Source organism: Massilia eburnea, assembly GCF_050709955.1.
Taxonomy (GTDB): Bacteria; Pseudomonadota; Gammaproteobacteria; order Burkholderiales; family Burkholderiaceae_D; genus Rugamonas; species Rugamonas eburnea_A.
In genome coordinates this window covers 26,138-47,876 of the sequence record NZ_JBNZFX010000001.1, presented here as the reverse complement: position 1 = coordinate 47,876, position 21,739 = coordinate 26,138, and the positions used below count along the sequence as shown (strand labels likewise).

Annotated in this window: 18 protein-coding genes and 1 riboswitch; of the genes, 11 read left to right on the top strand and 7 right to left on the bottom strand. The window is 62.4% G+C overall.

Translation table 11 applies throughout. From position 1 onward, the window contains the following. The first annotated feature begins 106 nt into the window (after positions 1–106). Positions 107–550 carry a MarR family winged helix-turn-helix transcriptional regulator gene (locus tag ACQ4MM_RS00240; protein ID WP_431475674.1) on the top strand — a complete coding sequence of 148 codons (444 nt, stop codon included), beginning with the start codon at positions 107–109 and terminating at the stop codon, positions 548–550. On the opposite strand, the gene ACQ4MM_RS00235 is transcribed toward ACQ4MM_RS00240, so the two are convergent. Both ACQ4MM_RS00235 and ACQ4MM_RS00230 read right to left on the bottom strand, forming a co-directional pair. Beyond that, a complete protein-coding gene (locus ACQ4MM_RS00235) occupies positions 534–959 on the bottom strand; it encodes a nuclear transport factor 2 family protein (RefSeq protein WP_431475471.1) in 426 nt (141 codons plus the stop codon). The genes ACQ4MM_RS00240 and ACQ4MM_RS00235 overlap by 17 nt on opposite strands. Before the next feature lie 11 nt (positions 960–970). After that, positions 971–2,992: an FAD-dependent oxidoreductase gene (locus ACQ4MM_RS00230; protein WP_431475470.1), complete on the bottom strand. Its 2,022-nt coding sequence runs from the start codon at positions 2,990–2,992 to the stop codon at positions 971–973. Positions 2,993–3,130: 138 nt separating this feature from the next. Here ACQ4MM_RS00230 and ACQ4MM_RS00225 point away from each other — a divergent pair, with 138 nt between their 5' ends. The 7 genes from ACQ4MM_RS00225 (at position 3,131) to ACQ4MM_RS00195 (ending at position 12,036) form a co-directional block, all read left to right on the top strand. Beyond that, the gene (locus ACQ4MM_RS00225) at positions 3,131–3,658 is read left to right on the top strand and encodes a PadR family transcriptional regulator (protein ID WP_431475469.1); all 528 of its coding nucleotides are present in this window, start codon (positions 3,131–3,133) and stop codon (positions 3,656–3,658) included. A 44-nt stretch (positions 3,659–3,702) separates the two neighbouring features. Beyond that, a complete protein-coding gene (locus tag ACQ4MM_RS00220) occupies positions 3,703–4,056 on the top strand; it encodes a carboxymuconolactone decarboxylase family protein (protein ID WP_431475468.1) in 354 nt (117 codons plus the stop codon). Positions 4,057–4,096: 40 nt separating this feature from the next. Beyond that, entirely contained in the window at positions 4,097–4,804 is a 708-nt protein-coding gene (locus tag ACQ4MM_RS00215) for a substrate-binding periplasmic protein (protein ID WP_431475467.1), read from the top strand. A gap of 231 nt (positions 4,805–5,035) precedes the next feature. Then, on the top strand, positions 5,036–6,928 hold the full coding sequence (locus ACQ4MM_RS00210; RefSeq protein WP_431475466.1) for a glycosyl hydrolase family 18 protein: 1,893 nt from the start codon (positions 5,036–5,038) through the stop codon (positions 6,926–6,928). Positions 6,929–6,989: 61 nt separating this feature from the next. Beyond that, positions 6,990–8,006: a cupin-like domain-containing protein gene (locus ACQ4MM_RS00205; RefSeq protein ID WP_431475465.1), complete on the top strand. Its 1,017-nt coding sequence runs from the start codon at positions 6,990–6,992 to the stop codon at positions 8,004–8,006. Positions 8,007–8,020: 14 nt separating this feature from the next. Continuing rightward, positions 8,021–10,612, top strand: a complete 2,592-nt coding sequence (locus tag ACQ4MM_RS00200) for a chitinase C-terminal domain-containing protein (RefSeq protein ID WP_431475464.1) — start codon at positions 8,021–8,023, stop codon at positions 10,610–10,612. Positions 10,613–10,626: 14 nt separating this feature from the next. After that, a complete protein-coding gene (locus tag ACQ4MM_RS00195; protein ID WP_431475463.1) occupies positions 10,627–12,036 on the top strand; it encodes a glycoside hydrolase family 19 protein in 1,410 nt (469 codons plus the stop codon). A gap of 6 nt (positions 12,037–12,042) precedes the next feature. Here the strand turns inward: ACQ4MM_RS00195 and ACQ4MM_RS00190 are convergent, their stop codons facing one another. Together ACQ4MM_RS00190 and ACQ4MM_RS00185 are read right to left on the bottom strand one after the other, a co-directional pair. Beyond that, positions 12,043–13,761, bottom strand: coding sequence for a vWA domain-containing protein (locus ACQ4MM_RS00190; RefSeq protein WP_431475462.1), 1,719 nt, complete (start codon positions 13,759–13,761; stop codon positions 12,043–12,045). Between the two features lie 82 nt (positions 13,762–13,843). Continuing rightward, positions 13,844–14,299 (bottom strand): Ohr family peroxiredoxin, encoded by a 456-nt coding sequence (locus ACQ4MM_RS00185; protein ID WP_431475461.1) that lies wholly within the window; start codon positions 14,297–14,299, stop codon positions 13,844–13,846. Positions 14,300–14,485: 186 nt separating this feature from the next. Here ACQ4MM_RS00185 and ACQ4MM_RS00180 point away from each other — a divergent pair, with 186 nt between their 5' ends. From ACQ4MM_RS00180 to ACQ4MM_RS00170, 3 genes are all read left to right on the top strand, one after another. Continuing rightward, positions 14,486–15,370 (top strand): LysR family transcriptional regulator, encoded by an 885-nt coding sequence (locus tag ACQ4MM_RS00180; protein WP_431475460.1) that lies wholly within the window; start codon positions 14,486–14,488, stop codon positions 15,368–15,370. 79 nt (positions 15,371–15,449) lie between these two features. Beyond that, positions 15,450–16,589, top strand: a complete 1,140-nt coding sequence (locus ACQ4MM_RS00175; protein WP_431475459.1) for an agmatine deiminase family protein — start codon at positions 15,450–15,452, stop codon at positions 16,587–16,589. A gap of 50 nt (positions 16,590–16,639) precedes the next feature. After that, positions 16,640–17,725: an agmatine deiminase family protein gene (locus ACQ4MM_RS00170; protein WP_431475458.1), complete on the top strand. Its 1,086-nt coding sequence runs from the start codon at positions 16,640–16,642 to the stop codon at positions 17,723–17,725. A gap of 5 nt (positions 17,726–17,730) precedes the next feature. Here ACQ4MM_RS00170 and ACQ4MM_RS00165 read toward each other — a convergent pair whose 3' ends face one another. From ACQ4MM_RS00165 to ACQ4MM_RS00155, 3 genes are all read right to left on the bottom strand, one after another. Then, positions 17,731–18,189 carry a MarR family winged helix-turn-helix transcriptional regulator gene (locus tag ACQ4MM_RS00165; protein WP_431475457.1) on the bottom strand — a complete coding sequence of 153 codons (459 nt, stop codon included), beginning with the start codon at positions 18,187–18,189 and terminating at the stop codon, positions 17,731–17,733. Between the two features lie 68 nt (positions 18,190–18,257). Further along, positions 18,258–19,640: a DUF1501 domain-containing protein gene (locus ACQ4MM_RS00160; protein WP_431475456.1), complete on the bottom strand. Its 1,383-nt coding sequence runs from the start codon at positions 19,638–19,640 to the stop codon at positions 18,258–18,260. A 10-nt stretch (positions 19,641–19,650) separates the two neighbouring features. Then, positions 19,651–21,288, bottom strand: coding sequence for a DUF1800 domain-containing protein (locus tag ACQ4MM_RS00155; protein ID WP_431475455.1), 1,638 nt, complete (start codon positions 21,286–21,288; stop codon positions 19,651–19,653). Positions 21,289–21,473: 185 nt separating this feature from the next. Further along, positions 21,474–21,680: riboswitch (cobalamin riboswitch) on the top strand. The last annotated feature ends 59 nt before the right edge of the window (positions 21,681–21,739 follow it).

Genomic DNA, 21,739 nt, shown 5'->3' with positions numbered 1-21,739 from the left:
GCAAATTATCTTGAAATCGAGATAAATTGTTATAATCGTCCCGATAGCTAACCTGGAGACGGCTGTGGATAAAGTGGATTTAATCCTGGAGCAATGGGCACGCGAGATGCCCGCCCTGGACGTAGGACCGATGGGCGTGATCGGGCGCCTGAACCGCTGCGCGGCGCTGATGCGGCGCCGGCTGGATGCGAAGTTCGAGGAATTTGGGCTCAGTAACTGGGAGTTCGACGTGCTGGCGACCTTGCGCCGCTCGGGCGCGCCGCACCAGCTGGCACCAACCGCCCTGTTTTCCCAACTGATGGTGACTTCGGGGACGATGACGCACCGCCTGCAAAGGCTGGAGGCTCAGGGCTGGGTAAGCCGCGCGCCGAATCCGGCCGATGCCCGCAGCCTGCTGGTCCAGCTCAGCCCCGCAGGGCTTGAGCTGATCGAGCGCGCAGTCGCTGCGCACGTGGAGAACGAAAAGAACATCATGGCCCCGCTCGGGGCCGACGGCACAGCCGCGCTGGATGCGCAGCTGCGCAAGCTGCTCGCTATGCTGGAGCCTTAAAGGCGCCAACCTGGGCGCCGATGCGCGCGCCCATGGCCTCGCCCAGCGCCTGCAGTCCACTCAACGGGCGCACCATCACCTCAAAGTCGACGATCTTGCCCGCGTCGTTGAAGCGGACAAAGTCGATGCCTTTGAGCTGCTTGTCGCCGACGTTGGCGCTGAATTCCAACACCACGCTCAAGCCATCGTCGCTTGCCAGCTGGCGGTGATAGGCAAAGTTCTCGAACACCTGGTAAGCGGTATTCAGCACCAGCACCACCGCCTGCCGGCTGGCGTAAGGCTTGTTTGCAATCGGCGAGCGGAATACCGCGTCCGCATCGACAATGGAGGGCAGGGTGGACAAATCGCCGCTGGCGACCATCTTGTGCCAGCGCTCGAGCGATTCCGCAACGGCCGGTTGAAGCAGCATGGGCTTACTCCTTAAATGGCGGCAGCCAGTCGGGTGCCTTGGTTGATAGCGCGTTTCGCATCCAGTTCGGCAGCCACGTCGGCGCCGCCGATCAAGTGTACTTTGCAGCCAGCGTCGAGCAGGCCTTGCTGCAGTTCGCGCAGCGGCTCCTGGCCGGCGCAAACAACAACGTTATCCACAGGCAGCACGTGCTGCTGGCCTTCCACGGTGACGTGCAGGCCGGCGTCGTCGATGCGATCGTAGCTGACGCCCGATTGCATGTTGACGCGCTTGGCTTTCAGGCCGGTGCGGTGGATCCAGCCGGTGGTCTTGCCCAGTCCATCGCCAACCTTGCTGGTCTTGCGCTGCAACAGGTGAACCTGGCGCGGCGAAGCTTCCACTTCCGCAGCGCGCAGGCCGCCACGGTCCTTGTAGCCGTTGTCGATGCCCCACTCGGCGTAGAACTTCTCCGGCACCAGGCTGGCGCTCTTGCCTTGGTGGGTCAGGTATTCGGACACGTCAAAGCCGATGCCGCCGGCGCCGATCACGGCCACGTTCTTGCCCACCGGGACGCCGTCGCGCAGCACTTGCAGGTAGCCCAAGGCTTTGGGATGGTCGATACCGTCGATGGCCGGGGTGCGCGGAATGACGCCGGTCGCCAGAACCACGTCGTCAAAGCCGCCTGCCGCCAGGCCGGCCGCATCCACGCGGGTGTTCAGTTGCAGCTTGACCCCGGTCAGCTCGATCTGGCGGCCGAAGTAGCGCAGGGTTTCGTTGAATTCTTCCTTGCCCGGCACCTTTTTCGCTACGTTGAACTGGCCGCCGATTTCACTGCCAGCGTCGAACAGGGTGACGTCATGGCCGCGCGAAGCGGCGGTGGTGGCAAAGCTCAGGCCCGCAGGGCCGGCGCCGACCACGGCGATGCGCTTGGCTTGCTGCGCAGGGGCGATCACCAGCTCCGTTTCATGGCAGGCGCGCGGGTTCACCAGGCAGGACGTGATCTTGCCGGAGAAGGTGTGGTCCAGGCAGGCCTGATTGCAGCCGATGCAGGTGTTGATCTCGTCGCCGCGGTCTTCGCGCGCCTTCTGCATGAAGAACGCATCGGCCAGGAAGGGGCGCGCCATGGAAACCATGTTCGCGGCGCCGTCGGCCAGGATGCCCTCGGCCACTTCCGGCGTGTTGATACGGTTGGTCGCCACCAGCGGGATGCCGACCTTGCCCATCAGGTTCTTGGTAACCCAGGCGAAACCGCCACGCGGCACCTTGGTGGCGATAGTCGGGATGCGCGCCTCGTGCCAGCCGATGCCGGTGTTGAGGATGGTGGCGCCAGCCTGTTCGACCGCTTGCGCCAGTTGCACCACTTCCTCCAGCGAGGAGCCGCCTTCCACCAGGTCCAGCATGGACAGGCGGTAGATGATGATGAAGTCCTGGCCCACGCGCTCGCGCACGCGGCGCACGATTTCGACCGGGAAGCGCATGCGGTTCTCATAGCTGCCGCCCCATTCGTCGGTACGCTGGTTGGTGCGGGCGGCGATGAATTCGTTGATCAGGTAACCCTCGGAGCCCATGATTTCCACGCCGTCGTAGCCTGCTTCGCGCGCCAGCACGGCGCACTGTGCGTAGTCCTCGATGGTGGCCGCCACTTCTTCGGTGCTCAATTCATGCGGGGTGAACTGGTTGATCGGCGCCTTGATCGCGCTCGGGCCCACCAGCTTCGGGTGATAGGCGTAGCGGCCGAAATGCAGGATCTGCATGGCGATTTTGCCGCCTTCCGCGTGCACCGCTGCCGTCACCTTGCGGTGCTGCGCCACTTCTTCGGTGCTGGTCAGCTTGGCGCCGGCCTTCCATGGACGTCCCGCCTCGTTCGGCGCAATGCCGCCGGTGACGATCAGGCCTACTTCGCCGCGCGCGCGTTCGGCATAGAAGGCGGCCATGCGTTCGAAGCCGTCGGCTTCTTCTTCCAGGCCGACGTGCATGGAACCCATGATCACGCGGTTTTTCAGGGTGGTGAAGCCCAGGTCGAGCGGGGCGAGAAGGTGTGGGTAGCGGTTCATTGGCGTCCTCATTATGCAACTTGTTGCATAAATATAGCCCGGTTGACGCGTCTCTGCAACTAGTTGCAGAGACAGTGTGGCTTGTCCGCCTCGCGCTGCTCAGGCAAGATGGTGGCATCTTTTTCATTGTTTCCTGCCATGTCTTTGCCCCACGCGCTGTTGACTTCCCTGTCCGAGCGAGCCGGTTCCGGCTCGGAACTGGCCCGGCGCTTCGATAAGTCGATCGGCTTTTTCTGGGCCGCCACCCACCAGCAGATTTACCGCGAACTGGCGCGCCTGGAACAAGCCGGCTGGATCGAATCCCTGCCCGCCGAAACCGGCCGCGGCCGCAAACGCGCCTACCAGGTGCTGCCGGCCGGTACCGCGGAACTGCGGCGATGGGTCGCCGAGGGGGAGGATCCCCGTCCTCAGCGCGATGCGCTGATGGTGCGCATCCGCGCCGAAGCGGCCATCGGCCCGGCGGGGCTGGCGGATGAAATGCGCCGCCACCTGACGCTGCATGAGGCGAAGCTGGCACTGTACAAAAGCTTCGAGCAGCGCGACCTGGCCAACGAATCCGACTCGCGAGAACGGAAGCTGCAGTACGTTCTGCTAAAGGGCGGCATCGCGCAGGAGGAGCTGGCAATCAATATGGCGCGCGAAGCCTTGCGCATCCTGGAAAGCTGACCTGGATCATTTTCCCGGAGAGGCAGGGCGTCTAACATCCGGGCATGAATACCGAATACAAAGACCTGACCCAGGACATTTCCGCCAACCTGGCGCAACTGCGCAAGACCCAGCCCGACGTGATGAAAGGCTTCGGCGACATGGGCAAGGCCGCCATGGCAGGTGGTGCGCTGGATCCCAAGACCAAGGAATTGATTGCACTGGCGGTGGGCGTTGCCGCCCGCTGCGATGGCTGCATCGGCTTCCACATCAAGGCGCTGGTGCGCCTGGGCGCCACCGTCCAGGAAGTGCACGAGGCCCTGGGCGTGGCGATTTATATGGGCGGCGGCCCGGTGGCCATGTATGCCGCGAATGCGGTCGCCGCTTACCAAGAGTTTTCAGAACTACAAAAAGTGTAGGCAGTGTTATGCTCCAGGTAAGGGATTGCCGGGAGCTGAAATGCGTCGTCGCGCCGTGCTGGGTTTCGCGCTGTCTGGGTTGCTGCCAGCCTGGGTAGCGGCGCAAACTTTGCCGGTGATGAAGGTCTCCACCCTGGTGGGCGACGATCCCGCCGCCACCGTTTCCGAACTCGTGCTGCGCGAGGCCTACCGCCGCATCGGCCGTACGCTGGTCGTGCACCAGCTGCCTGGCGAGCGCTCGCTGATGTACGCCAATGACGGCAAGATGGATGGCGAGCTGTATCGCAAGCTTGGCCTGGATCGCGATTATCCCAACCTCGTCATCGTTCCCGTCCCCTTGCTCACCTTCGAGCTGGTGATTTTCTCGCGCGGGACTTCCTTCATCGTCAATGGCTGGGAAAGCCTGCGCCCCTATACGCTTGGCTTTGTGCGCGGGAATAAGATCGCACAGGAAAATACCAAGGGCATGAAGGTAGAGCAGGTGCCGACCATGCACCAGGCTTTCGAAAAGCTGATGATGGGGCGGACCGACCTGGTGCTGGGACATCGCGCCTCCGGCATGGCCGTGGTGCGCAGCCAGAAGCTGGACGGCGTCACCGTGCTGGAGCCGCCGTTGTCCTCCTTCCCGGTCTATCACTACCTGAACAAGAAGCACGCAGCGCTAGTGCCGGAGCTCACCCGGGTACTGAAGCAAATGCAGGCCGAACGGACCATCGAACGCATCCAAAAGTCCATGCCGGGCAACTGACCGGCAATACCACTCGGCGAGTAGCCGAATGCTGGTATTCATCGTTTAACAGAATGTCTCATTTGAGACATCCCCCTCTTCATTCTCAAACAGCCATTTTCAATGGCCTGTTATGGCACATGCCTTTTTGCAACTGGTCTTATATTGGCAGCACTAATTAAAACCACTTGACTACCAATTGTCCCAATCCCATCCTAGCCCGACAACCACAACCAAAGAAGGAGGGGAGCAATGGAACGAAAGATTTCAAGAAGTTTGCTGGTCGCCGGTTTGACGGGCAGCGTGCTGGCGGCCTGTGGTGGCGGCAGCGACAATGGCCAGACCACACAACAGCCAAAGACGCTTGCGGCAACCACCGTGTCGGAATCCTGTCCGGCCTGGAGCAGCAGCGCGGTCTACACCGCTGGCATGTGCGTCACCTACAACGGCACGGTGTACAAGGCCAAGTGGTGGACGCAAAACAATGTGCCGGGCTCCGAACAGTACGGGCCTTGGGAGGCGCAGGCGACGACGCCGACTCCTACACCAACGCCTACTCCGACGCCAACCCCAACGCCTGATTGTCCGTCATGGAGTTCCAGTGCGATCTACACCGGCGGCATGTGCGTGACCTATAACGGCTCCGTGTACAAGGCGAAGTGGTGGACGCAGAATAATGTTCCAGGCACGGAAGCAAACGGACCTTGGGAACTGCAGTCGACCACGCCGACGCCGACGCCTACCCCAACACCTACGCCGACTCCAACCCCAACTCCCACACCAACCCCAACGCCTACTCCAACGCCGACGCCTACACCCACCCCAACACCAACGCCCACACCGACTCCAAACGGCCGCGAGATCGGTTCCTACTTCGCGCAGTGGGGCGTGTACGGCCGCGATTACGAGGTGGCGGACATCCACACCACGAAAACGCCGGTGAACGGCGTACAGACCAGCGTCGCCGACCAGCTCACCTTCATCAACTACGCCTTCGGCAACGTATACCAGAAGAACGGCGGCTACGAGTGCGATATGGTGACGAAGGCTGAAGTCGGCAACGACAACCCATCGTCGCCGGATGCCGGTACCGGCGGCGACTCTTACGCCGACTACCAGCGCCAGCCGCGCCGCACCGTCAACGGCCAGTCCGTGCCGTGGGATGCTCCGCTGTCCGGCAACTTCCTGCAACTGAAACTGCTCAAGCAACAGCACCCGAACCTGAAAGTCTTCATCTCGCTGGGCGGCTGGTCGTGGTCGAAGTTCTTCTCGGCCGCATCCAAGACCGACGCGCTGCGCAAGCAGCTCGCCAAGTCCTGCGTGAAGATGTTCATTGCCGGCGACCTGCCGGTACAGGACGGACGCGGGGGCCCCGGTGCAGGCAAGGGCGTGTTCGACGGCATCGACATCGACTGGGAATACCCGGGCGGCGGCGGCCAGCCGTACAACACCTACGACGCGGTCAACGACAAGCACAACTTCACGCTGCTGATGGCGGAATTCCGTGCGCAGCTTGATGCGCAGGGCGCCACCGACAACAAGCGCTATGCACTGACCGCAGCCATCGGCGCCGGCGTCGACAAGATCGCCAATACGGAACCGAACCTGTACGGACAGTACATGGATTGGGTGAATGTGATGACCTACGACTTCCACGGCGCATGGGAATCGAGCACCAACTTCCATTCGCCGCTGTACCGCGATCCGGCCGATCCAGCGACCGGCAACCTGGTCAAGTACAACGCCAACGACGCGATCGCCGCGCTGACCGCAGCCGGTATGCCGAAGAACAAGATCCTGCTAGGGATTCCGTTCTATGGGCGAGGCTGGAAGGGTGTCACTGCAGGCCCGAACGGCAATGGCTTGTACCAGGCCGCTACCGGCGGTGCCGGCGGTACGTATGAAGGCGGTATCGACGACTACAAGGTCCTGCGCAACAAGACCGGCCAGCGCTGGTACCACCCGGTGACCAAACAGTTGTACCTGTACACCAGCACCGGCGAGTGGTGGAGCTATGACGATCCGACTGTGATCGGCACGAAGATGCAATACGTCCGCGACCAGGGCCTGCGCGGCGCCTTCTCGTGGGAACTGGACGGCGATGCCAGCGGAGCGCTGACCAGCGAAGTCTGGAAAGGACGTTAATCGTCCATCCCCTGCCGGCGGCGCTCCCCACGCCGCCGGCTTTTCCTATTTGGAGACGAATATGAAACGTCGTGCGACGGTGCATTCCATTGGCATCAGCGACGAATGGCGGCGCTGGATCGCCGAAAACCTGATGCTGGGCCATTCTCCTGCAACCCTGGCCGGCATCCTTGGCAAATCCGGCATTCCTTCGCAACTGGCGCAGACCGAAATCACGGCTGCGATGAACAGCCCATACCTGCACGGTGTACAACGCCTGCATAACCGGCTGGCCAAGCGCGACTGGCTGCTTAACATCCAGGCACGCCTGAACCGTATGGCGCCACAAGACGTGCCGCGCCGCGAGCGCCTGTCGACAGAGGCCTTCCTGCACGAGCATTACCTGTGCAACCGTCCGGTCATCATTACCGGCATGCTGGACGACTGGCCCGGGCGCGGCAAATGGACGCTGGACTGGCTTGCAGCGCAATTCGGCGAACGCGAAGTGGAAGTACAGTTCGGCCGCAATGCCGATGCCGATTACGAGATGAACAGCATCGCGCACAAGCGCCACATGCCGTTCGGCGAGTATGTGGAAAGGGTGCGCAGCAGCGCCAGCACCAACGATTTCTACATGACGGCGAATAACGACAGCCGTAACCGCCAGGCACTGGACGAGTTGTGGCTGGACATGCCGCTGCTGCCGGAATACCTGGATGGCGAGCGCAAAGGCTTCTTCTGGCTTGGTCCGGCGGGCACTATTACGCCGTTCCATCATGACCTGACCAACAATTTCATGATCCAGGTGATGGGGCGCAAACGCGTACGGCTGATTGCGCCGTGCGAGACGCCAAGGCTGCAAAACCAGCGCCATTGCTTTACCCCTGTCGATGGCCGCGACATCGACCTGCAGCGCTTCCCTTCGATGGCCGGCGTGCCAGTGCTGGACGTTGAACTGGCGCCTGGCGAAATCCTGTTCCTGCCGGTGGGCTGGTGGCACTTCGTCGAGGGGCTCGACATCTCATTAACCATCTCGGCGACGCACTTCCGCTGGGATAACGATTTCTTCAGCAGTTATCCGAATAACCACGATTTCTAATAACGGAGACAGCAATGAATTTTCGACCGAATTACCTGATGCTGGCGCTGGTCGGCAGCGCCATCGCCGGCTGCGGCGGTGGAACCGACAGCGGCCAAGCGCCACAGGCTACACGCACCCTTGCTTCCGCGACGGCTTCCGAATCCTGCCCGGCATGGAGCGCTAGTGCGACCTATACCGCGGGCATGTGCGTTACCTATAACGGCACTGTGTACAAGGCCAAGTGGTGGACGCAGAATAACGTCCCTGGCGCCGAACAGTATGGGCCTTGGGAAGTGCAGGCGACTACGCCGACGCCGACTCCGACTCCGACTCCTACGCCAACACCTACTCCCACTCCAACGCCGACACCAACCCCGGATTGCCCGGCTTGGAGCGCCAGCGCGGTCTATACCGGCGGCATGTGCGTTACGTATAGCGGTTCCGTGTACAAGGCAAAATGGTGGACGCAAAACAATGTACCAGGCACTGAAGTGAACGGCCCGTGGGAGCTGCAGACCTCCACGCCAACACCAACACCTACCCCGACACCGACTCCTACCCCGACTCCCACTCCGACGCCGACTCCTACGCCAACGCCAACCCCAACGCCGACGCCGACACCGACGCCGACACCGACTCCAACGCCGACCCCGGTGGCCTGCCGTCCTGACGGCCTGACCTCGCCGGTGCCGAACGTCCCGTACTGCAGCGTGTACGACGCCAATGGCCGCGAGAAACTGGCAAATGGCCTGAACCGCCGCATCGTCGGTTACTTCACGAGCTGGCGCACCGGCGCCAACGGCCAGCCGTCCTACCTGGTCAACGACATCCCTTGGCAGAACGTCACCCACATCAACTACGCCTTCGCCAGCGTCGGCACAGACAATAAGGTACTCATTGGCAGCGGTGCCAACAGCCCCGAAACCGGCATCACCTGGCCAAACATTCCCGCCGCAGCGATGGACCCGGCCCTGCCGTACAAGGGCCACTTCAACCTGCTGGCGCAGCACAAGAAGAAATACCCGGGCGTGAAGATCATGCTGTCGGTCGGCGGCTGGGCGGGCAGCGGCGGCTTCTACACCGCCACCACCAATGCGGACGGCAGCATCAACACGGCAGGCATCAACACCCTGGCCGATTCGATGGTCAGCTTCCTGCGCCAGTACACCTTCTTCGACGGGATGGACATCGACTACGAGCACCCCACCACCAACAACGAAGCGGGCAACCCGCTCGACTTCCCGATCTCCAAACCACGCCTTGCAGGGCTGATGAAAAGCTACAACGTACTGCTGAAAACCGTACGTGAGAAGCTCGACGCGGCCGCAGCGGCGGACAACAAGTACTACATGCTGACGATCGCCGGCTCCGCATCCGGCTGGGTGCTGCGCGGCGAGGAGAACCTGTCCGGCCTGAAGTACCTCGACTACGCCAGCTTGATGAGCTACGACCTGCACGGCGGATGGAACCAGTACGTCGGCCCCAACGCCGCCCTGTTCGACGACGGCAATGACGGCGAACTAAGAGCCGGGAATGCCTACCAGTATGGCGGCATCGGCTACCTGAACGTCGACTGGGCTTACCGTTACTATCGCGGCGCGCTGCAGGCCGGCCGCATCAACATCGGCGTGCCGTACTACACGCGCGGCTGGAAGGAAGTCACCGGCGGCAACAATGGCCTGTGGGGCACCAGCCCGGTCGTCAGCGACCCGGTCGTGTGCGCCGGCGTGAAGAGCTGCGGCAAGGGCGCTACCGGCATCGACAACGTCTGGTACGACCTGGACACCAACGGCAAGCCGGTACCAGGCGGCGGCAACCCGCTGTGGCACGCGCTCAACCTGCAGAATGCCATTGTGCCGTCCTACCTCGATGCCTATGGCGTGACCGAGAAGACCATCACCGGCACCTACAGCCCGCAGTACAGCGCAACGTTGGCAGCGCCGTGGCTGTGGAATGCAACGCGCCAGGTCTTCCTTTCCACCGAAACGGCGCAATCCATCGCTGCCAAGACCAGCTACGTCGTGAACAACGGCATCGGCGGCATCATGATCTGGGAGCTGGCCGGCGACTACGCATGGAATGCAGCACGCAACGGCGGGGCGGGCGAATACTTCATGGGCTACACGTTGACCAACAACATCGCCGCAGCCTTCCGCAGCGCCGCTCCGTATGGTGCGACGCGTGCCGAGACGGCTATGCCGGCCAGCAGCGCGAAGGTCAGCATCTCCTTCGGCGGCTGGAAGCTGGGCGACAGCAATTACCCGATCAATCCTGTGATGACGGTGACGAACAATACCGCCACCACGATTCCGGGCGGATCGGCCGTGGAGTTCGACTATCCGGTCTCGGCGCCGGCCAATATGAGCGACCAGTCGGGTTATGGCCTGACCGTCATCAAGGCTGGCTATACCGGGCCGAATAATATCGGCGGCTTCAAGGCCAACTTCAACCGCGCCAAATTCACGATACCGGCATGGCAATCGCTGGCGCCGGGTGCATCGATTTCGCTGACGCTGAATTACACTTTGCCGATCAGCGGGCCTTCCGCCTACACGATCACGGTGAACGGCGTGCGCTACGCGCTGAGCGAAGAGTATCCGGAACTTCCGGTGGCGCTCAAGTAAGCGAGGGAACTGACATGAGAACTCTCACTTACGCTTTACTTGCACTGCTGCTGTCCGCCTGCGGAGGCGGCGGCACCGAGGGGACTGCGCCTGCGCGCACGCTGGCGCAGGGTGTCGTAGCCAGCGCCACGGCATCCTGCCCGGCGTGGAGCGCGGGCCAGGTGTATACCGCCGGCATGTGCGCCATCTACCAAAGCAAGCAATACGAGGCGAAATGGTGGACCCAAGGGAATGCACCGAGCCAGGCCGATACCTGGGGCCCGTGGAAGTACATCGGGGATGCGACCGATCCGCCTACCGACCCTGGCGATCCGCCAACACAGCCCGGCGGTGTGCCGACCAAGGCGCAGGCCGAGACGCGCGAACAGGCGCTGACCAACAACGACTTCTTCCGCAGCGTCAAAGCGTCGATCAGGACTCTTGACAACGCGGCGGTGGAAGCCGTGGCGCCCGGCGCGGCCGGCAATCCTGCCAACGTGAAGCGGGTCGAACGTTTGCTGTCATCGGCGAAATGGGACTACTACTTCTCCCTGCGCGAAGCGAGTTATGAGTACCGGCGCTTCTTGCAGGCGGTAGCGAAGTTCCCGGCGGTATGCGGCGACTATTCCGACGGCCGCAATGCGGACAACATCTGCCGCCATTCGCTGGCCACGATGTTCGCCCACTTTGCGCAGGAGACCGGCGAGCACAATGCCAGCCTGCCGTTGCCGCAATGGCGCCAGGGCTTGAAGTACTTGCGCGAGCTGGGATGCAGCGAGGATGGTCCGGGCTGCGGCTACAACACCGAATGTGCGGACCCGGTGTTCAACACGGTCTGGACCTGCGGCAAGAACGCAGATGGCAGCTACAAGAAGTACTTCGGGCGCGGCGCCAAACAGCTCTCGTACAACTACAACTATGGGCCGTTTTCTCAGGTGATGTTCAACGGCGACCAGTCGGTGCTGCTGAAGAATCCCGACCAGGTGGCGTCAACCTGGCTGAACCTGGCATCGGCGACGTTCTTCTTCGTCTACCCGCAGCCGCCCAAGCCATCGATGCTGCATGTGATCGACGGTAGCTGGGTTCCCAACGCCAGCGATGCCGCCGCCGGCGCGGGGAATAACTTTGCCACCACGATCATGATCATCAATGCGGAATGCGGCACCGGCAGCGAAAAGCCGGCGGCGCAGAACCGCATCGATTATTACAGGCAGTTCGCGGCTGATCTCGGGTGGAACGTGGCGGGCGAACAGCTGTCGTGCGCAAGCATGCAGCGCTTTGGCCCTTCCAGTTCCGCTGCCTACAACATCTATTGGGAGAAGAACTGGAACAGCGGCGGCGATTACCAATGCCAGCTGGTGAATTACCAGACGCCTTACAACGCACTTATCGCCGGCAATTACGTGAAGTGCGTTGAGCGCAACTGGAACGTCACGCTTAAGTAAGCCGGATCAACGCTGCGCCGTAGCGCCGACCGTGCCGAGGGATTCCGCCATTCGTACCATTTTCACGAATTCGGCGCGATACCCGTCACGGTCGGCGCCGCGTGCACCTTCCGCCAGCTTGGCGATGTCGCCGTAGCTGAAGTCCGCGACCGGCTGTTCGCCGCGCAGGCGCTGGCCGAAGGCTGCAACGGCGACGGCAAAGCGCTGGTCATCCGGCGCTGCGTCGAGCGAATTGCGCGCACTTTCGGCATGCACGACATGGTCGACCTGCTTGCTGGCCGACTGGCCAGGCAGTTTGTAGCGTACTTTCACGAAGCACAATTCATCATTCTTGCCCGATGCGTCGGACTTCTTTTTGCCCGGCTGTTCGTAACGGAGCGGATCAACCAGTTTGCCCGCGTTGGCGGCCGGCGTAATTTCGTAGATGGCAGTCACGGTATGCCCAGCGCCCATATCGCCTGCATCCACCTTGTCATCCTTGAAATCCTGGCGGTTCAACATGCGCGTCTCGTAGCCAACCAGGCGGTAGGCTGCAACTTGCGCCGGATTGAACTCGACCTGAACTTTCACGTCATTCGCAATCGGGAACATGGTCGAACCCAATTCCTGCGCCAGTGCCTTGCGCGCTTCCAGCAGGGTGTCGATGTAGGCGGCATTGCCATTGCCGGATTGGGTCAGGCGCTGGATCAGGGCGTCGTTCAGGTTGCCCAGTCCGACCCCGAAGACCGACAGGTAGACGCCGGACTTGCGCTTGTCGACAATGAACTTTTCAAGCTGCTTGGGATCGGTGATGCCGATATTGAAGTCGCCGTCGGTGGCCAGGATCACGCGGTTCACCGCCTTCGGATCGAAGTTGCGCTCGGCCTGGGCGTAGGCGCGCTGTAAGCCATCGCCGCCGGCGGTACCGCCCGACGCGTGCAGGTTGCCGATCACGTCGATGATCTTCTGCTTGTCCTTGCCGCTGGTCGGCTCGAGGGCGACCGCGGTGCCGTTGGCATAGGTAACGATGGAGACCATATCGTCGTCGCGCAACTGCTCGGCAAACAGGCGGAAGCCTTGCTGCAACAGCGGCAGGCGGTCGCGCGGTCCCATCGAGCCGGAAATGTCCACCAGCAGCACTACGTTGGCACGCGGACGGGCAGCTGTCTTGATGTCGTAGCCTTTGAGCGCGACGTGGACCAGCTGGTTACCTTGCTGCCAGGGGCTCGGCATCACTTCGGTCGTCACGGCGAATGGCTGGCTGGCGTTGGCCGGAGTAGCGTAGTTGTAAGGGAAGTAGTTGACCATTTCTTCCACCCGCACCGCTTGCAACGGCGGCATGCGGCCATCGGACAGCATGCGGCGCACAAAGGAGTAGGAGGCAGTGTCGACGTCGACGCTGAAAGTCGAAACAGGCTGCTCGCTCACCAGGACGGACTTGTTGCCGTCCTTGTCGGGGAACTTGTCTGCGGATTCCGGCAGTCGCGCGATGTGCGGCATCGGTGCGGGCATACCGGCCGAGTAATTCATCATCGGCGCGGACTTGGCAGCCAGTTCGCGCGTCCGGCCCATGATGGCGCTGGCGGCGGCACGCTGTTCAGCCATCGGCACGGGAGCGGCGGGCGGTGCCGGCATCGGTGCCGCGCTAACCGGATAGGGCTCCTGCCCTTGCTGCAGGGTGCTGCAGGCAGCGAGCGCGAGCATGCCCACGGCCACGACCGGGGCAAATCCTATTTTCTTTTTCATGGTGGACGTCCTCTGGAATTGTTGTCTTACCAAGATGCTCCAGAGGTACGTCCGTTGCAACGAAGGTTACATCTTGTATCGCTTATGCGGTGACGACATTGATCGCCACATCGATGTTCCCGCGCACGGCTTTCGAGTATGGGCAGATCACGTCGGCGAAATGCGCCACCTCGGTGACGGCTGCGTGGTCGGCGCCGGGAGCGAACACGGTCAGGCGCGCCTGCAGGAAGTAGCCACCGGTGCCCTGGCCCAGGTCGACCTCAACCTCCACGTGGGTACCGGCCGGCAGGACGACTTTCTTTTCCTTGGCCGCCAGGCCGACAGCGCCCGAGTAGCAGGCCGACCATGCGCCGGCAAACAACTGTTCCGCGAGGGGGTGCGGCTGGGTCGCCTGGATGTCGATCACGCGGCCGGCTGGGTTGCCGGGCGTGGTCAGGTGGATATCCAGGAGTCCTTCAGGATTGCCGGAAAAGATGGCGGAGTCGACAGGGGTGGTGGTGGTTTTGCCGGTGACGAGGACTTTGGTGATCTTGCTCATGTGTAGCTCCATATAGCTCGGTTGATTTGAATCGCATACGATGCAGTCGCATTCGATGAACAGGAGTATAGCCGGGCGTTTTGCGATGTCAAGCGGATTCGATTGCATCGGATGCGATATTTAATTGACTTGAGCCGAATCGATCACAGCGGGACAATACCAGGCACATCCATCAAGTGCGCTCATATGTCGAACTCCAGACTGCCCTCATTCAAGTTCCTGATCGGCTTTGAGGCAGCCGCACGGCTGGGCAATTACTCGCGTGCGGCGGACGAGTTATGTATTTCGCAATCTGCCATCAGCCACCAGATCGCCCAGCTGGAGCAACAACTCGGGCAACCGCTGTTCCGCCGCAAAGGACGCGGCGTCGAGTTGACGGTGGCGGGGCGTCTGCTGCTGGACAGCGTGGCCAAGTCGCTGGAGCAGATTCGGAACGGCCTCAACCGCATCGAGACGTATATGGATGGCAGCCTGGCCACGATCGTGTGCCCGCCCCATATCGCCAGCGGCTGGCTGCAAGCACGGGTGGACCGCCTGTGCGCAGCGCACCCGGCCCTGTGCCCGATCATTTCGGTCGATGTCACGGCACGCTATATCGACGAACTGGATGTGGATATCTGCATTACGACCGAGCCGCTGAAGCAGCCGGGCCTGCATGAGGTGCCGCTGATGACGGACGAACTGGTGGCTGTCTGTGCACCGGCCCAGGTTGCGAAAGCGGACCTCGGCATGGCCTGCATCGAGGGCGACCTGACCAGCGACTGGATCGGCCCCTTCATCCGGCGCCATTTCGGCGACCGCCGCAAAGTCGCGATTTATGACGATCCGCGCCTGGCACTCGATGCTGCCGTGCGCGGCCGCGGCATGGCGCTGGTTTCGCGCCTGCTGGCCGACGACGCCCTGCGCAGTGGCCGGTTGCAGATTCTGCCGGGCTACCCGAGCCTGCCGCTGGGCACGGTATGGATAGCCCGCGTGGCAGGCGATACCCGCATCCCCCTGATCCAGGAAATGTTCGACAGCCTGCTGCAATTCGCCCAGGCAGACCCACCTATCATGAGCAACGTCGATTAATCAGGGCAAAAAACATCAATTGTTCGCATGAGTGACGGTTCGTAGAATTCGAACTTTCGAATCACAACCAACACTCAATATGACCAATCGACGTACTTTCTTGCGCCTGGGCGGCATCGGGCTGGCGGGTGGACTCATCAGCGCTTGCGGGGGCGGCGCTGAAGGCGCTGCGGGCGGTGACGGCACCACCGTCACTCCCCAGCCAAAACCCGACACGGCGAACTGGCAGATGCCGGATGAAGGCAGCCCCCAGCGCGCGGTGTGGATGGCCTTCGTTGCGCAGGAGTCGATCTGGGGCGCCCAATTGCGGTTGCCGGTACAACAAGCACTGGCCCGCATCTCCAACGCCATCGCCGCCCACCATCCGCTGAAGATGCTGGTGAACCCGGAAGACCTCGCCACAGCGCGCCAGCTGTGCAGCGCCAATGTGCAACTGATCGAGCATGCCATCGACGACCTGTGGATGCGCGATACTGGCTGCGTCTTCGTGCGCAATGCGCGCGGCGAGCGGGCCGCACTCAGCTTCAATTTCAACGGTTGGGGCAACAAGCAGGCGCATACACGCGACGCCACCGTCGCAGCGCGCATGGCCGCACTCAGCAACGTTCCCCTGGTGCGCGGCAAGCTGGTATTGGAAGGCGGCGGCATCGAAGTCGACGGCCAAGGCACGGCAATCATCACTGAAAGCTGCGTGCTGAACACAAACCGCAACCCTGGTGTGAGCAGGACCGATGCTGAGCTGGAATTGAAACGCCTGCTCGGCCTGGAAAAGATCATCTGGCTGCCGGGTATCGCAGGGCGCGACATCACCGATGGCCATACCGACTTCTACGCCCGCTTCATCAAGCCGGGCGTGGTGGCGGCGGCACTGGACAACGACAGCAATTCCTTTGACTACACTGTAACTCGACGCCACCTCGATTTGCTGCGCACGGCAAGCGATGCGTGGGGCCGTCCACTGCAGATCATCACGCTGGAAACGCCAAGGCAAGTGCGTCCAGCTTACGCAGGCAAAGACTTCGCAGCGGGCTATGTGAACTTCCTGCTGACCGACAAAGCCCTGTTCCTGCCCGAATTCGGCGATGCCGTTGCCGACGCTGCCGCCCGCAATGCACTGGCGGCCCAGCTGCCGGGCCACCAGATCGTCCAGCTGAATATCGACGCCATTGCCGCCGGTGGTGGCGGCATCCACTGCACCACACAGCAGGAACCCGTTTGACTTATCAACCGGCCACCACAGGAGACAAAATGCCGACCCGCAGAACATTCATGCAGCAAATCGCAGCAGGTAGCTTACTCGGCTTGACCGCGGGCGCAGCCAGCGCACGCGGCGTCGCCGCCAGCAGCTGGTTCATGCCCGACGAACATTTGCCGCAAGAACGCGTATTCGTTTCGTACGCCGCATCCAGCACCGTGTGGAAGGATTGGGCCGCGCCGGTCAATGCCGCCGTGGCGCGCCTGGCCCAGGCCATTGCACGCTACCAGCCGGTGACGGTGTTCTGTCGCCCCGCCCAACTGGCGCAGGCACAGCGCGATTGCGGCTTGACGAATATCGATTACTTCCCGCTGGCGCTGGACGATATCTGGGTGCGCGACTATGGCGGCTGCTTTGTGGTCGACGCAGCCGGCAACCTTGGTTTGGTCGACTTCAACTTCAACGGCTGGGGTGGCAAGCAGCGGGCCGGCAGCGACACCCGCGTCGCCAAAGCCCTGAGCGCAGACCTGGAAGCGGAATACTTTGTCAGCTCGCTGGTCGGCGAGGGCGGCGGCATCGAGGTGGATGGCCACGGCACCGGCATCATGACGGAAAGCTGCTGGGTCAACGCCAACCGCAACCCGCGCATGAGCAAGAGCCAGATCGAGGCTGAGCTGAAACAGCGCCTTGGACTGCGCAAGATCATCTGGCTGCCCGGCATCCGCGACAAGGACATCACCGACGCCCACGTCGACTTCTACGCCCGCTTCGTGCGCCCCGGCGTGGTGGTGGTGAACCGCGACGACGATCCCCAATCCTACGATTATGCGGTGACCCGCAAGCACCTGGACATCCTGAAGAACGCCACCGATGCCGACGGCCGCAAACTGGAGATCCACATCCTGCCCCCGCCCGCCAACCCGCGCAGCAACCGCTTCACGGAAGGCAATCCGGATTTCGCCGCCGGCTACATCAACTACCTGCCGATCAATGGCGCTGTCATCGCCCCGCAGTTCGGCGATGCCGAGGCGGACCGCCATTGCCGCGAGCTGCTCACCAAGCTCTATCCGGGACGCGACATCGTGCAACTTGATATCGATCCGATCGCGGCAGGTGGCGGCGGCATCCACTGCGTAACGAAGCAGATGCCTCGCCTGTAAGGCCGCTATTTGTCCAGGGAGTTGGCCAGGTTGTTACGCAGCTTGAGGACGGCATCGCGCGTTTCGGCGAATTCGTCGCCCGTCAAGCCGCAGGCATCCCGCAGGCTTGCGTTGAAAGCGCGCTCGCGCAGTGCACGCCCGGCATCGGTCAGGCTCACCAGCACCTGGCGCTCGTCGGTGGCGCTGCGCTGGCGGGTGACATGACCCATGGCTTCCAGCTTTTTCAGGATGGGCGTCAGCGTGTTCGACTCGAGGAACAGCTTTGCCCCGAGTTCGCTCACCATCTGGCCGGATTCTTCATACAGCGCGACGACGGTGATGTACTGGGTGTAAGTCAGCCCCAACTCGTCCAGGATCGGCTTATAGGCCTTGCCGAACGTGAGGTTGGCCGAATAGATGGCGAAGCACAGGAAGTCCGCAAGCTTCAGGTCTTTCGGGTCCGGTGCCGGCTTTGGATTGCTCATGATAAGTAGTGACGTTGGTTGAACGTCACTACTTTACCATGTGATCCGATTCAATCGGATCAGCAGCATTACAGGAAACCGAGGTCGCGCGTGCTGTAATTGTCCAGGTTCTGCAGCAGGTCCAGCAGTTCGCCGTCGCTCGCTCCCAGCCATTTGCCCAGCGTGGCCGCGTACTGGTCGACCGAAGTGCTTGGCAGCAAACGGCCCTGGCCGACGTCATCGGGGCCGTTATTGGCGACCACCGGCGCGGTGCCGTAGAAGCGCTTGCCCTTGACGGCGCCGCCCATCATGAAGTGCATGCTGCCCCAGCCGTGGTCGGAGCCGTCGTTGTTGGCTACCAGGGTGCGGCCGAAATCGGAGGCGGTGAAGGTGGTTACCTTGTCGGCCACGCCCAGTTCCACGGTGGCCTGGTAGAAAGCGGACATGGCGTCGCCCAACTTGGCCATCAGGCCGGGATGGACGGTTGCCAGGTTGTCGTGCGTGTCGAAGCCGCCCATCGAAACGAAGAACACCTGGCGCTTGGCGCCCAGGCTATCCTTGGCGGAAATCATGCGTGCCACCATCTTCAGCTGGTCGCCCAGCGAATTCGATGCAGGGAACACCGTCTGCAGCGCGGGCGCGGTGGCCAGGGCCGAGGTGAGCGCTACGTTGGCATCCACCGAGCGGCGCGTAACGCGGTTGTACTCGTTCTCCAGCGCGTGCGTGCGCGGCTGCGTGATCAGGGTGTGCAGCGCTTCGGTGGCGCTGGAGGAGCCGAACAGCGGCGACTTCAAGCCGTTGAACTGCATCGAACCATTCGCCGACACCTGGTACTGCACGGCGGTCTTGCCTGCCATGTAGACCGCGTTGCCGGACACGTTGACGCAGGTGAAGGTGGCATTGCCGTTGCTTGATTCGAACAGGTCGCCCAGCCGGCCGCCCCATCCCGAACGCGAGCCTTCCGGCGCCGACGATTGCCAGATCGATTGCTGGTCATTGTGCGAGAACAGCTTGGGCGGCAGCGGCACCGACTTGGCCTGGTACTGCGCTTTCGTGGTCGGCTGGATCAGCGGGCCCACGTTCAGCATGACGCCCAGGGCCCCAGCGTTGAAAATCGGAACCAGCGGCGCCAGCGCAGGAGCCAGCGCGAACTCGCGCGTGGCGCCGGTCGAATCCAGCACCGGCACGGACGGCACCAGCGCGGTGGCAGTCAGGGCGTCGCGCGCATAGGCGATCGTCGGGCGCAGTTGCTGGTACAGCGTGTAGTTGGTGCTGTCGTACGGCACCACGGTATTCGCGTAGTCATTGCCGCCGTACAGGAACACGCAGACCAGCGCCTTGTAGTCGCTTGCGGTGGCTGCCGCCGCCTCGGCGATCGACATCAGGTTGATGGCCCAAGGCGCCGCCACGCCTGCCACGCCGAGTGCCGATGCGCGCTTGAGGAAGGCGCGGCGCGAAGCTTGATTAGTCATGGTGAGGGCCTTATTTCTGTACGATGAATTCAGGGGACGCCATTACCAGCGTGAGCGCAGCGTATACGCGGTTGGCGCGCGCAGCGTCGGTGCCGGTCGCCATGCTGGCGACGGCGTTGCGGATCAGGGTGAGCGTATCGGCACTCAACTGGCCAGCGACCAGCACCAGGTTGATCTCGTCGACCAGGCCCGGCACGTTATCGGCCAGCGGCAGCAGCGAGGAATAGTCGGCCTTGACGTCGCCGATGCCCTTGCTGATGGCCGTTTGCATGTAGTTGGCGTAGCCGACCACACTGGTTTCGTTCACGATCTGGAATTCCGGCGCGACCACGCCCAGCGCCGGCGGCACATAGCCGGGGCGGAAGAAGTTGAACACGCTCGGCGAACGCAGCGGGCTTTGGCCGAGGCGGGACGAGGGTTCGCTGGTATTGCCGATGGCCCAGGCATCGCTTGGCGAAGTCACGTTGTAAGCGCGCGCCCAGGCGGTGAAGCGCAGGACAGGTTCGCGCACCTTGCCGAAACCGGGATTCGCGAGGGTGGCGGCGGAGCGCGCTTCCTGGTCCAGCAGGATCGCCTTGATCACTGCTTTCAGGTCGCCTTTGACTCCGCTGCCATTGTTATTGAAGACCGCGGCCACGCGCGCCACATATTCTTTCGCCGGGTTGCTGGTGACCAGGCGCTGGATCAGTTGCTTCGCGACGAACGGCGCCACGTTAGGATGCGCGAAGATCGCGTCGAGTGCCTGGCCCAGGGCCGTTGCGGCATCGACGCCGCTGCCGATCGTGGCGCCGAGGAAGGTCTTCTCTCCCGGCTCATATTTGTTTCCGACCTGGACCATCGGGCGCTTGCGATAGTCCGGTGTATCGCTGGTGCCGCCGGCGAGGTCGGAGTCCCAGCCCGTGAACACGCGGGCCAGGCCGGAAATATCGGCTTGGGTATAGGTTTCCTGCTCGCTTGCCGTGCCGTCCGGGTTCAGCTTCAGCAAGCCGATGGTGAACAGCTGAAGGATCTCGCGAGCGTAGTTCTCGTCCGGCATGGAGCCGGTTTTCGGATTAGCCTTGGCGTTGCCGCGATAGGTCAGGTACTCGCCCATCGAGGTCGACAGGGTGACCTGCTGCAGCAAGGTACGGTAGTTGCCGAAGGCATTGGCCTCAAGGATGTCCATATAGGCGGCGCCGGTGAAGGCACGCCAGGCACCGGTAAAGCCATCCAGCGAAGCGACTACGATTTCGGACAGGGCCAGCGTCACGCGCTGGCGCAGGGTATCGGGGGACTTCAGAAGCTTGAACCAGAGCGCGGCGTCGATGCCGGCCTGGCCGTTTTTATTCTCGATGGCGTTGAAGCCTTTGGCCATCAGCCAGTCCCAGCGCGATTGGGTAGCCGGCATGGCCATCTGCTCGTCCAGCCATTTGCTGTAACCAACGGTCTGTACCCGCGTCATCAGTTCGTGCGTAGCACCCATCGAAGCCTGGGCCAGGAAGCGCGCAGCCTGGGCGGTCGCAATCGATTCAACCACGGTCGGGGAAGTGCTGCCGTTGTCACTGCCGCCCTCACTACCGCCGCCACCGCAGGCCGTCAGCAATGTTGCCGCAGCCAGCGCCACAGGCAGCTTTGGCAGGCCCTCGCTGTATTCGATTGTGTCGTCCATAGTTGCCCCTTGGAAATTTCCTAGAGGGTGCAGTATAGCGAGAAATTGCCGGGCAAAACCTATTGTGCGCGGGGTTTGTCTTTTTTACTCAACCTTACGAAAACGATAGTCATTAGTGACTTATTTAATGAAAGCCTTGATGCCGATGGCCAGGCGCTGGCGTTTGCCAGGCCTTGGTGCTTTAATGTACTATTCGGCAATTGGGTGCGCGCGTCCTGTCCTGGATGCGCGTTAAACGGGAAACCGGTGACGCTGCCATATGCAGCCATTCCGGTGCAGCCCCCGCTGCTGTAAGCCTGACGACTTCGGAAATACGCCACTGCGCTTTGCGCGGGAAGGCCCGAACGAGGATGAAGGCGAGCCAGAATACCGGCCCGATACAACCAGCACTATTCTCCGGGGTGAAGGGAAGCCGCTGTCGACCGGCTTCCTGCGTCTTGTCCGCTGCCCC